Annotated in this window: 10 protein-coding genes; 7 read left to right on the top strand and 3 right to left on the bottom strand. The window is 71.5% G+C overall.

Going from position 1 to position 12261, the window contains the following annotated elements; genetic code table 11:
• Window positions 1-100 precede the first annotated feature (100 nt).
• Both ABD978_RS42050 and ABD978_RS42045 read left to right on the top strand, forming a co-directional pair.
• A complete protein-coding gene (locus ABD978_RS42050; protein WP_345367042.1) occupies window positions 101-838 on the top strand; it encodes a hypothetical protein in 738 nt (245 codons plus the stop codon).
• On the top strand, window positions 835-1995 hold the full coding sequence (locus tag ABD978_RS42045; protein WP_345367040.1) for a glycosyltransferase family 4 protein: 1161 nt from the start codon (window positions 835-837) through the stop codon (window positions 1993-1995). The genes ABD978_RS42050 and ABD978_RS42045 overlap by 4 nt, the downstream gene beginning before the upstream one ends.
• Here the strand turns inward: ABD978_RS42045 and ABD978_RS42040 are convergent.
• The 3 genes from ABD978_RS42040 to ABD978_RS42030 form a co-directional block, all read right to left on the bottom strand.
• A complete protein-coding gene (locus ABD978_RS42040) occupies window positions 1977-3167 on the bottom strand; it encodes an FAD-dependent monooxygenase (RefSeq protein WP_345367038.1) in 1191 nt (396 codons plus the stop codon). The genes ABD978_RS42045 and ABD978_RS42040 overlap by 19 nt on opposite strands.
• A gap of 78 nt (window positions 3168-3245) precedes the next feature.
• A complete protein-coding gene (locus ABD978_RS42035) occupies window positions 3246-6131 on the bottom strand; it encodes an ATP-binding protein (RefSeq protein WP_345367036.1) in 2886 nt (961 codons plus the stop codon).
• Between the two features lie 25 nt (window positions 6132-6156).
• Complete coding sequence (locus ABD978_RS42030) at window positions 6157-6924, bottom strand: SDR family NAD(P)-dependent oxidoreductase (RefSeq protein ID WP_345367034.1); 768 nt, start codon at window positions 6922-6924, stop codon at window positions 6157-6159.
• 237 nt (window positions 6925-7161) lie between these two features.
• Between ABD978_RS42030 and ABD978_RS42025 the strand changes: the two genes are divergently transcribed.
• The 5 genes from ABD978_RS42025 to ABD978_RS42005 all read left to right on the top strand — a co-directional run bounded on the left by ABD978_RS42025 (window position 7162) and on the right by ABD978_RS42005 (window position 12225).
• On the top strand, window positions 7162-7842 hold the full coding sequence (locus tag ABD978_RS42025) for a hypothetical protein (protein WP_345367032.1): 681 nt from the start codon (window positions 7162-7164) through the stop codon (window positions 7840-7842).
• Window positions 7839-8165, top strand: coding sequence for a hypothetical protein (locus ABD978_RS42020; protein ID WP_345367030.1), 327 nt, complete (start codon window positions 7839-7841; stop codon window positions 8163-8165). The genes ABD978_RS42025 and ABD978_RS42020 overlap by 4 nt, the downstream gene beginning before the upstream one ends.
• An 11-nt stretch (window positions 8166-8176) precedes the next feature.
• Window positions 8177-8989, top strand: a complete 813-nt coding sequence (locus tag ABD978_RS42015) for a hypothetical protein (protein WP_345367028.1) — start codon at window positions 8177-8179, stop codon at window positions 8987-8989.
• Between the two features lie 116 nt (window positions 8990-9105).
• Window positions 9106-9687: an SLATT domain-containing protein gene (locus tag ABD978_RS42010; protein WP_345367026.1), complete on the top strand. Its 582-nt coding sequence runs from the start codon at window positions 9106-9108 to the stop codon at window positions 9685-9687.
• A 225-nt stretch (window positions 9688-9912) separates the two neighbouring features.
• On the top strand, window positions 9913-12225 hold the full coding sequence (locus ABD978_RS42005; RefSeq protein ID WP_345367024.1) for a xyloglucanase: 2313 nt from the start codon (window positions 9913-9915) through the stop codon (window positions 12223-12225).
• Window positions 12226-12261: the final 36 nt, after the last annotated feature.

The following is a 12261-nucleotide window of genomic DNA, read 5'->3' as shown; positions in this document are numbered from 1 at the left end:
AATCATCCGCGCATACGCAGCAAGGGCTTAGCCCGGCGTTTACCCGGGTGTTGGTTACATGTCCGGACACTCAGGTAGATCGAAGGGATCCCCCCCAGCGATGGTCGCACTCGCCGCGTCGGCCCGGCTCGACGCAGACGACGTCCTTCGGATCCGCTGGGCCGAGCCCCCGGCCGACGAGACGACACTCACGCTCCGCCGGGAGGACACCGCGCACACGGTCCGCCTCGACGGCGCGGCCGCCGACCTCTCGCGGCTGGACCTCGCCGCCGGAACCTGGTCGGTGCACGCGGCCGAGGCCGAGGTGATCACGACCGACCCGGGCTTCTCGCTCGACGGCCTGGTGGAGTACGCGCGACGGAGCCGTACCCGGGCGCTGCGGACCTTCCGCGCGCCCTCGGGCGGCCTGCGCGTCGACGTGCGGCCGGTCGAGCCGTACGCCGAGGTCACCGCCGTCCACCCTGCTGAGGACAAGCTGACGCTCGAGGGGTTCCTCGCGTACGGCGCCACGCCCACCGCTGACGAGATCGTCGCCGCCCGGCGCAAGACCGCGGAGGAGGTCACCGGCCCGGTGACCGTCACCGGGGACCGCTGGCACGCCGAGCTGCCGAACGCCCCCTTCGCGGTGGAGACCGAGCGCGGCTTCTGGGACCTGCGGATCGGTGCTCTCAACGTCGCCACCCTGCTCGACGACATCCCGGACAAGAAGAACAAGATCCGGTTCCCGGCGCGGCACGTCGTACGGGACACCGACCGCGTACGAGTCCGTGCCTACTACACCGACAAGGACCACCTCGCGATCGCCACCACGGTCGTCGCGAACGCGGAGGCGTCATGAAGATCTCCATCCTCATCATGAACGCCTATGGCATGGGCGGCACGATCCGCGCGACGTTGAACCTGGCGGACGAACTGGCCAAGCGCCACGAGGTCGAGGTCGTCAGCGTCTTCCGGCACCGCGACAGGCCGTTCCTGCCGTACTCCGACCGGGTGACACTGTCCAGCCTGGTCGACCTCCGGCCGGATTCCAAGAAGTGGTGGCGGGTCGGGCTCTCCTCCCGGATCAAGAAGCCCAGCACGCTGATGCACCCCGATGAGCGCGCGTACGACAACTTCAACGCCGAGAGCGACCGGGCGCTGCAGCGGTACCTCGCCGGTCTGCGGACCGACGTCCTGATCACCACCCGGGCCGGGCTGAACATCGCCGCCGCGCGGCTGGCCCGTGACGGGGTCACCCTCATCGGCCAGGAGCACCTGCACTTCGGCGCGCACAAGCCCGGCATCCTCGAAGAGATCCGCACCTGGTACCCCAAGCTGGACGCGGTCATCACGCTGACCGACGCGGACCACACCGAGTACGCGCGGATGCTCGACGGCCACCCGACCCGCGTTCGCACGATCGGCAACGGGCTGCCCGAGGGGCCGCGCCCGCAGTCCCGGCTGGAGAACCCCGTCGTCCTCGCCGCCGGCCGGCTCGTCAAGGTCAAGGGGTACGACCGGCTGCTCGACGCGTTCGCCAAGGTCATCGAGAAGCGCCCCGAGTGGAGGCTGCGCATCTACGGCAACGGGACGCACGCCGACAAGCTGAGCCGGCAGGCCCGCCGCCTGGGCCTGCACAACAACGTCGCCTTCATGGGACCGACCAGCGACATCGAGGGCGAACTGGCGAAGGCGTCGATCCACGTCATCACCTCGCGGTTCGAGGGGTTCGGCATGACGATCGTGGAGGCGTTCGCCGCCGGAGTGCCGGTGGTGTCCTTCGACTGCCCGCAGGGTCCCCGGGAGATCATCACGTCCGGCGAAGACGGAGTGCTGGTGCCCGACGGCGACATCGACGCGTTCGCCGACGCCCTGCTGTCCCTCATGGACGATCCGGAGAGGACGCGGCGGCTCGCCGAGAACGGCCGGCGGACCGCGGAGCGCTACCGGATCTCCGAGGTCGCCGACCGTTGGGACGAGGTGTTCGCCGCCCTGCGTCACGAGCGGACCGCGTAGTCGCGCAGCGCGATGCCCTCGGCGGCCTTGCGGGCCATCTTCGAGGCCATGCTCGCTCCGGGCAGGTACGGCATCACCTTGTAGTAGCGGTTGAGGAACGCGGCGAGGGCGCGGCTCCCGGGCACCATCAGCTTGGCCACGCCGTCCCCCAGCTTCTGGCAGCCCGCGGCGTAGTCCCGCATCTCCTCCTCATAGCGGGCGAACGCCACGCGGTGGTCGCCGTGCGCGGCGGCCAGCTCTCCCGCCAGGACGTACGCGCCGACCAGGGCGAGCCCCGAGCCCATGCCCGACAGGGAGGACGGGCAGTACGCGGCGTCGCCGACGAGGGCGACCCGGCCGCGCGTCCAGCCGTCCATGCGGACCTGGCCGACCGAGTCGAAGTAGAAGTCCGGCGCGTACCGCATCTCCCGCAGCAGCCGGTCGCTCTCCCAGCCGTTGCCGGTGAAGGTCTCGGCGAGGACGGCCTGCTGCCGCGCCACGTCGCGGCGGTCGAGGTCCAGGTCCGGTGAGCCGAAGTAGAACACCGCCTTGGCCTCGGTGTTGTTACGCGCGCTGTACAGGGCGGCGAGCCGGTTCGCGGTGCGGTAGGCGTGCCCGGTGTGGTCGAGCCCGAGGTGGTTCTCGGTGGTGAAGATCGCGCAGTAGACGCCGAGGTGCTTCACGAACCGCTCCTCCGGCCCGAAGGCCAGCCGGCGGGTGTTCGAGTGCAGGCCGTCCGCCCCGATCACCAGGTCGAACCGGCGCGGTGCGCCGCGCTCGAAGGTGACGGTCACACCGTCGGCGTCCTCGGTGAGCGAGGTGATGGAGTCCCCGAAGACGTACTCGGCCCGGTCCTTGGTCGCGGCGTACAGGATCCGGGTCAGGTCGCCCCGGAGGATCTCGAGGTCCCCGGCGAACAGGTCGGCGGGCATCTTGGCGACCGGCCGGCCCTTGGCGTTGACGTACGACATGTGGCTCATGCCGGTGCGGGCGCGTTCGAGGTCGGCCAGGATGCCCATCCGGCGCAGGACCGTCAGGTGCGCCTCGCCGCGGAAGTCGACGGCGTATCCGCCGTCGCGGCGGGCGGGGGCCCGCTCGACGATCGTGGGGTTGAAGCCGTGCCGGTGGAGCCAGTAGGCGAGCACGGGGCCGGCGACGGAGGCGCCGGAGATCAGGACGTTGAGTTTCTTCATGTCGGTGAGCTTCGCGGGGGGCGCTCACCGCGGGCTCACCGCGCGCTCACCGTGCCGGTCAGTCCCTCCGAGGGCGCTTCACCGCGCGCTCACCGCCTCGACGACGGGTTCGGGGAGCCCCATCGCGCGCAGGGCCTCCGGGGTGGCGGCGCCCATCACGCCCGCCGACTCGGCGGCCTCCCGGTACCGCGCCCGCGCCGCGGCGTGGTCGCCGCCGGCCTCCGCGACGCGGCCGAGCCCGGCGAGCGCGCGCACCCGGTTGCCGATGTTCTTGACCCAGTGCGGGTCGAGGAGCTCCAGGGCCTCGCCGTACAGCCGGCCCGCCTCCGCCGGGTCCCCCTCCGCCAGGGCCAGGTCGCCGAGCCCGCGCAGGGCCGCCGCCCGACCGGTGGCGCTGCCGGCGCGGCGGGCGAGGGCGGCGGCCTTCTCGTAGTCGGCGCGTGCCGCCGCCGCGTCGTCCGCGACGAGGTGATCGCCCCGGTTGACCAGGAGGTCGGCGCCGTCCTCCAGGGCGCCGAGCGACTCGGTGAGGGCCAGCGCCTCGTCGGTGAGCGCGATCGCCGCCGCCCGGTCGCCGCGCGCGCCGGCCATCCCGGCGAGCGCGTCGAGGGCCAGCGCGGTGCCCCAGCGCTCACCGAGCGAGCGGAAGCCCGCGACGGCCGCGGCGAAGACGCGCTCGGCCTCGGCGGTGTCGCCCGCGCCGAGCGGCCCGAAGCCCGAGACGTACCGCGCGGCCGCCCGCACCCACGGATCGGCGCGGTCGCACTGCGACGCCACCAGCGTGAACGCGCCCTGCGGATCGCCTTCACCGGCGTTCCGCATCATCCACATGAGCAGGACGACCGGGTGACGGCCCGGCTCGTCACCGGACCACGCGGCCGTCAGCGCCTTCTCGGCCGACGCGCGGTGCCTGCGCCAGACCCACCGCCCGGCCGCGCCGGACGCCGCCGCCAGCACGGCCAGCGCGTACTCCTCGCCACGGCCGGCCGGAGGCTCCTCGCCGATCACCTCGAGCAGCGTGGCCGCCTGGGGGACGATCGAGGCGGACGCGCCCCGGATCCACAGGTAGTGCGTCGCCGCGGCGATCAGGTCGAGCGCGGTCTCCGCCTCCCGGGCCTCGACCGCCCAGCGCACGGCCGCCAGGAGATCGCCGTGCTCGGCCGCGAGGACGGTCAGCCACTCGAGCTGTTCGGGCCGCCGCAGGTGCGGGTCGGCGGACCGGGTCAGGTCCAGGAGGCGGCGGGCGTGGGCGCGTCGCACGGACTCGCCTTCGCCCGACTCGTCGAGCCGTTCGGCGGCGTACGCGCGGATCGTCTCGAGCATCCGGTAGCGGCCGCCCGCGAGCTCCAGGAGCGACTTGTCGAGCAGCGACTCCAGCGTGTCGGCGTCGGTGCCGCACACGAGCGCCGCGGACTCGGCCGTCGCGCCCCCGGCGAACACCGCGAACCTCCGCGCGGCCTCCTGCTCGGCCGCCGGCAGCAGGTCCCAGCTCCAGGCGACCACCGACCGGAGCGTCCGATGCCGCTCGTCGGTGCCGCGGCTGCCCCGGGCCGCGACGCCGAGCCGGTCGTCCAGCCGCGCCGCGAGGTCGTCGAGGTGCAGCGTCCGCAGCCGCGCCGCCGCGAGCTCGATCGCCAGCGGCAGGTCGTCGAGGGCCGCGCAGATCCGCCGTACGACCTCGGGGTCGGCGGTGAAGCCGCGCCGGACGGCGTGGGCGCGGTCGGTGAAGAGGCGTACGGCCGCCTCGGCGTCGAGCGGCGCCACCTGCCGCAGGTGCTCGCCGATGACGCCGAGCGGCTCGCGGCTCGTCGCCAGGACGCGCAGCCGGGGGCAGGTCGCCAGCAGTCGCGCGGTCAGCGCCGCGGCCTCCTCGACGACGTGCTCGCAGTTGTCCAGGACCAGCACGAGCACCCGGTCCGACAGCGCCGTGATCAGCCGGTCCAGGGGCGTCTGCCCGCCGCCTCCCAGGTGCAGCCCGTTCTCGCGCAGGCCGAGCGCGGCCAGCAGCGTCTGCGGCAGCCCCGCGCCGTCGCGCGACGGCGCCAGCTCGACGAAGCAGACCTCGTCGGCCATGGCGCCGGCGACCTCGACGGACAGCCGGGTCTTCCCGACTCCGCCGGGGCCGACGAGCGTGACCAGCCGGGCCACGCGCAGCAGACCGGCGACCTCGGCCACGTCCTCCTCGCGGCCGACGAAGGCCGTGAGCTGGGCGGGCGGCGCGACGGGCGACGGCGACGGATCGGCGCTGAGCAGCTCCCGGTGCAGCGCGGTGAGCTCCGCCGAAGGGTCGGCGCCCAGCTCGTCCGCCAGGTGCCGCCGGGTCTCCTCGAACACCACGAGCGCCTCCGCCGGCCCGCCCGCGGCGAACAACGCCCGCATCAGCAGGCCGGCCGCCCGTTCGCGCAGCGGATGCCGGCCGACCAGCTCGCGCAGCTCGGGCACTGCCGCGCGGTGCTCGCCGAGCCGGAGCTCACCCTCGATCCGGTCCTCGGTCGCCCCGAGCCGGAGCTCCTCCAGCCGTACGGCGGCGGCCCGAGCCGTCTCGCCCTCGCCGAGGTCGGCCAGGGCGGCCCCGCGCCACAGGCTCAGGGCCTCGCGCAGCAGCGCGACCGCCCGCCCGGCGTCGTCGTCGCGCAGTGCGGCCCGCCCCTCCCGGGCGAGCCGCTCGAACCGGGAGGCGTCCACGTCGTCGGGCGCGACGACGATCCGGTAGCCGGTCCCGGCCCGTTCGATCGGCGCCTCGGGACCGAGGACCGCGCGCAGCCGGGACACCTGGGACTGCAGCGCGTGTGCCGACGGCGCCCCGTCCGGGTCGATCTCGTCGGCCAGCCGGTCGGCCGCCACGATCTCGCCGGGCCGGCTCAGCAGCAGCGCCAGCAGCGCGCGGCGGGCCGGCCCGCCCAGGGGGACCTCGGCCCCGTCGTCACGCCACGCCCGGGTGTCACCGAGAATCCCGAACCGCATGCCGGTGATTATCCACCGGCGTCGATCAAGGGGCGATCGGACCGAGCCAGGTGCCTCCCGAGACGTCGACGGTCTGACCCGTCACCCACCGTCCCTGCGGGCCCGCGAGGAAGCCGACGACGTCGGCGACGTCCTCGGGCTCGCCGAGCCGGCCGAGCGCGGTGATCGCTTCCAGCCCGGCGACGACCTCGGGGATGGAGGTGTAGCCGGCGGTGAGGTCGGTCCGTACGGCGCCGGGCGCGACGGTGTTCACGGTGATGCCGCGCCTGCCGAGCTCGTTGGCCAGTGACGGGGCCATCGACTCCAGCGCGGCCTTGCTGATCGTGTACCCGATCTGCGTGGTGACCGCGAAGCGGCTGGCCGTCGACCCCATGTTGACGATGCGACCGCCGTCGTTCAGCAGCGGCAGCGCGCGCTGGATCACGAAGAACGGCGTGGTGACGTTGATGGCGAGCAGCCGGTCGAGCTCCTCCTGGGTGACCTGGGAGATCGGGCTGCCCGAGCCGATGCCCGCGTTGTTGACCAGGATGTCCAGCCCGCGACCGGCCAGCCCCGCGGTCAGACCCGCGAAGAGCCGGTCCACGGCCCCGTCCTCGCCGAACCGCGCCTGGACGATGAACGCCGCACCACCCGCCTCCTCGATCCGCGCCACGGTCTCCTTGGCCGCCTCGTCGTTGCCGCCGTAGTGGACGGCGACCAGCGCGCCCTCGGCGGCCAGCCGCAGCGCGACCGCCCGGCCGATCCCCCGTGACGCTCCGGTCACCAGCGCCGTCTTGCCGGTCAGCATGCCCATCGCCCTGCTCCTCGCTCAGTGGCCGGTCCTCGGTGGATCCGGCGATGGGCAAGACGATGGCGGCGGGCGCTCACCGCACGCTCACCGCGGGCTCACCGACCGGAGAGCCCGCCACCCGTTGTGTGATGAATTACAGTAATTTACGTAGTTAATGGCATAAACGAATCGTTGACATGACACGGCCAAGACGTGAGGCTATGACCCATGATCAACTCTGCCGAAGAGCAGCTCGCCGCGTTGCTCGCCGAGGCGGAATCGCTGGCCCAGGCGGCGCGCGTCGCCTACCGCCCTCCTCCCGAGGTCACGGATTCCAGCGATGCCTCCGGCACCGTCACCGTGACCATGAACGACCACGGCCGGCGGGTCACCCGCGTGGTCGTGGCCGCCGACTGGCGCGACCGCGTAGGCGCCGAAGGTCTTGGACCGGCCGTCATGGAGGCGGTCGTCTCAGCCCGGCTGAGTGCGATGAAGGACTTCGCCGCCGCGACGGCCGAGGCGCCGTCCACCCCGTCCACCCCGTCCGCGCCGGCCTCGCCACCATCAGCGGCCAAGAGGCCGATGACCGCCCGGAATTGGGATGAACTCGGCCGCATGCTCGACACTTTGGAACGCGCCATCGACGCCTGCGCGATCAGTCCGCCCATCGACCAGGAAAAGAACGATGAGACCGTGGGGCATAGCGCCAATCGCCGGATCGCGGTGTCCATGGTCGCGGGTCAGCCGAGTTCGGTGAATATGGACCACCGGTGGGCACTCCGCGCCGGTCACCGGCAGTTGTCCGCGTCATTGCTCGAGGCGTTCGATTCCGCGTACGCCGCGGGCGCCGCCGATGACGCCGGCGCAGAACCCACTGCCGACCTCTTCGGTGAGCTGCAGTCGATCGTGAACGCCGTGTTCGGAGAGGGACGTCACGCATGACGGAGACGCCTCCGAGCATCCAAGATCTCCGCTTCGCCCTCGGCAAGTTCACCTCGGACGCCGCCCAGTGGGACGCACACAGCAGATCGATGCGGCAGGCCGAGCAGGCCGCCGACGCCCTCCATATCGACTCACTGACGTTCGGCCCGGCCGCACTCTTCGGCATGGCGGAGACATACCGGCGAGTACAACAAATGATCATCGATCGCTGCGGCGAGGCCGCAATCGAGTTCGGCGCGATCGCCGACAACCTCATCAAGGCACGAAACGCCTACCAGCGAGAAGAAGACAATAACGTGCACGCCGCCAACAAGGCCTGGTGAAGAAGGGCATCATGAGCGCCGAAGCCGTGTGCGGGCAACTCAGTGGAGCATTCGAGAAGCTGGAGGCGTTCAGTCAGAGCATCAACCGGACCGTCCAGAACCTCGCGTACTCGATCAACTCCCCGGCAATACCGCCCGGCGTGGATCGAGCGCTCGCCGATCAGGTCCTCGCCGGAGCGAAGGAGCTCCTGGATCTCATCGCCAAGCTCGTCGGCAAGCTCAACGATTGGCTGGCGGAGAACGTCTTTCCTGCGATCACCGGCCCGTACACGCTGTATACGGCCGGAAACAAGTGGACCACGACCGTCTATAAGAATCTGTCGACGATTTCGGGGCAGCTGAACACCAACAAGACCAAAGTCGAGGACTTCTGGGCGGGCCCCGCGGCACTCGCGTACACGCAGGCGATCCCGGTGCAGCAGGCGGCAACGGCCAAGGTCGCCGAGATGGTGTCCACGACAAGGGAGGCGATGCAGGATCTCGCCTATGCCCTGGCGTCTCTCTACGTCGCCATCGCGGCCGCCCTGACGATCGGCCTGCGCCGTATCGTCGTCGCCGCTCTCATGCTGGTGACGTTCTTCCTCATACCGGAAGGTCTGTTCACGATCGCCGTTGCCGTGGTGAGCACCATGACGGAGGTCGTCGCGATCTATACGCTCGCTACCGCGCTCGCGCAGAACTCACTGGAGAAGTTCGCCGCACTGCTCGAACTCAGGAACGACAGCAGCGCCTTCGACAACGGGCACTGGCCCAAGATCGCAAGCGATCTCGGCGACGGCAGCACCACCGACGGCAACCGCTCCATGTGGTCCTACAAGAGGTGACCGCGGTTCATGCCTCGGTCAACGGCGTTCCCGTTTTCCGTCGTGCGCCCTCCGTTCACGCAACGACCCGCTGAATCATCTGCGTCATCATCGGCGAGTATTCGAGGGGAAACGCCATGGTCGACAACGAACTCTTCGGCGAGCCCGCGTGGCGCGTGACGGTCGCCGCCGAGCTGTACCGGATCGAGGAGCACTGCTCGCACTCGGCGCGCGCCCAGGCCGAGACGGTGAAGATCTGGCGGGTCCTCAACCTGTGGCTCGGGTCCACCGCCGTCCTGGCCGCCGGGGTGGCCGGCAGCCTCGTCCTGGCCGGCGACCGCTTCCCCCTGATCGCGGGCGGGCTGGCGCTGGGCGCCGCGCTGCTCGCCACGGTCGTCAGCATGGTCGCGCCCGGTCGCAAGGAGAACCAGGCGGCCGAGGCGGCCAAGGCCTACCGGTCGGTGGAGACGGCCGCGCGGCAGTCCCGCGAGGTCGACCTGCCCGGCCACGCCTTCATGCAGGCGCGGCAGGTGCTCGAGGAGCTCACCGGCCGCTGGCACGCGGTCGTCCGCAACGCCCCTCCCGCCCCCGCGTGGGCGCAGCACCGCGCCGAGCGCAACCGGTACGTCGAGCGGGCCGAGGAGGTCATGACCGAGCGCATGAGCGACATCGTGCGCGTGTTCCAGACCCCACGGCGGGCCGCCGACCAGCCGGCCTGAACGCGGTCGGACGGCCTCCTCCGCAGCAGCCCGAGCATGGTCGAACGGCGTGCTCCGCGCGGCCGCTCTCACCGTCGTCTCCGCTGGTCGCGGCGGCGATCCGTGAAAGACGATCGAACGGCACGTCGAATCGTTGACGGTCTCGACGCGCCGGGGTGAGCGTCATCCTCGATCGGCAGCCTCTGTCCCTCCCACCGGTGGCGCTGCCGAGAGAGGAGTCCGTCAATGCGCAGAAATCCGGTCGGCGCGCTCACGGCCGCGCTGGTCGCCGTGATCACGGTCCTGGCGGGCATCGCCGGTCAGGTCGCCGTCGGCGGCGCGGCCTCCGCCGCGGAGTCGTACACCTGGCGCAACGTCCAGATCGGCGGCGGCGGGTTCGTGCCGAGCATCGTGTTCAACCAGTCGCAGGCCAACCTCATCTACGCCCGCACCGATATCGGCGGCGTGTACCGCTGGAACCAGTCGACGAGTTCCTGGACACCGCTGCTGGACTCGATCGGCTTCACGAACTGGGGCTGGATGGGCGCCGCGAGCCTGGCCACCGACCCCGTCGACCCGAACCGCGTGTACGTGGCCGCCGGCATGTACACCAACAGCTGGGACCCGAACAACGGCGCCATCCTGCGGTCCACGAACAAGGGCGACAGCTGGACCGCCACGCCGCTGCCGTTCAAACTCGGCGGGAACATGCCCGGCCGGGGCATGGGCGAACGCCTGGCCATCGACCCGAACAAGGACGGCGTCCTCTACCTGGGCGCGCCGAGCGGCAACGGCCTGTGGCGCAGCACCGACTACGGCGTCACCTGGGCGAAGGTGACGAGCTTCCCGAACCCTGGGACGTACAAGCAGGATCCGAGCGACTCCTCCGGCTACCTCAGCGACAATCAGGGCGTCGTGTGGGTGACGTTCGACAAGCGCACGGGTAGTTCGGGAAACGCCACGAAGACCATCTACGTGGGCGTCGCGGACCCGCAGAACACCGTGTACCGCTCCACCGACGGCGGCTCCACCTGGCAGCGCCTCGCCGGCCAGCCGACCGGATACCTCGCGCACAAGGGCGTCCTCGACACGACCAAGGGCTACCTCTACCTCGCGACCAGCGACAAGGGCGGCCCGTACGACGGATCGAAGGGCCAGGTGTGGCGCTACGACACCGCGACCGGCGCGTGGACCGACATCAGCCCGATCCCGGCGTCCAGCGGCGACAACTACTACGGCTACAGCGGGCTGAGCGTCGACCGGCAGCACCCCGGCACCCTCATGGTGACCGGGTACAGCTCTTGGTGGCCGGACACGATGATCTGGCGCAGCACCGACAGCGGCGCCACCTGGACCCGCATCTGGGACTGGAGCAGCTACCCGAACCGTACGTTCCGCTACACGCTGGACGTGTCCTCGGTGCCGTGGCTGACGTTCGGCGCCAACCCGTCGCCGCCCGAGGTGACGCCCAAGCTCGGCTGGATGACCGAGGCGCTGGAGATCGACCCGTTCGACTCCGCGCGGATGATGTACGGGACGGGCGCCACGATCTACGGCACGACGAACCTGACGAACTGGGACGCCGGGGGGCAGATAACGCTGAAGCCGATGGTCAAGGGCCTGGAGGAGACCGCGGTCAACGACCTGATCAGCCCGCCGTCCGGCGACGCGCACCTGCTGTCGGCCCTCGGTGACATCGGCGGCTTCCGCCACACCAACCTCGACGCGATCCCGTCGATGATGTTCACCCAGCCGAATCTGACCACGACGACGAGCCTCGACTACGCCGAGACGAACCCCGGCTGGATGGTCCGCGTCGGGAACGTCGACAAGTCGGCCAGCCCGAACGTCAACCGGGTCGGCTTCTCCACCGACGGCGGCGCGAACTGGTGGCAGGGCAGTGAGCCGCCGGGCGTGACCGGCGGCGGTACGGTCGCGGCGGCCGCGGACGGGTCCCGGTTCGTGTGGAGCCCCGACGGCACGGGCGTGTACTACTCCGTCGGATTCGGCAACTCCTGGACCGCCTCGTCCGGCATCCCGTCCGGCGCGCGGGTCGCCGCCGACCGGGTGAACCCGAAGAAGTTCTACGGCCTGTCGGGCGGGCGCTTGTACGTGAGCACGGACGGCGGCGCGACCTTCACGGCCACCGCCGCGACCGGCCTGCCCTCCTCCGGCCACGTCAAGGCGGTCGCGGGCCACGAGGGCGACCTCTGGCTGGCCGGCGGCGCCTCCGGTTCGGCGTACGGCCTGTGGCACTCGACCGACTCCGGGGCGACGTTCACGAAGCTGTCGAACGTCCAGGAGGCCGACAACGTCGGCTTCGGCAAGGCCGCGACCGGCAAGACGTACCCGGCGTTGTACGTCATCGCCAAGGTGGGCGGCGTACGCGGCGTCTTCCGGTCCGACGACTCCGGGGCCACCTGGGTACGGATCAACGACGACGCGCACCAGTGGGGCAACATCGGCGCCGCCATCACCGGCGACCCGCGCGTCTACGGCCGCGTCTACATCGCCACCAACGGCCGCGGCGTGCTGTACGGCGACCGCGTCGGCGGGTAGGGAGCCGCTCGCCGAGGATCGCCGGGGCCTCGCGCC

This window comes from Actinoallomurus liliacearum (genome assembly GCF_039542035.1).
In the GTDB taxonomy this organism is placed as follows: Bacteria; Actinomycetota; Actinomycetes; order Streptosporangiales; family Streptosporangiaceae; genus Actinoallomurus; species Actinoallomurus liliacearum.
The sequence above is the reverse complement of the archived record's forward strand: the minus strand, read 5'-3'. Positions and strand labels throughout refer to the sequence as shown.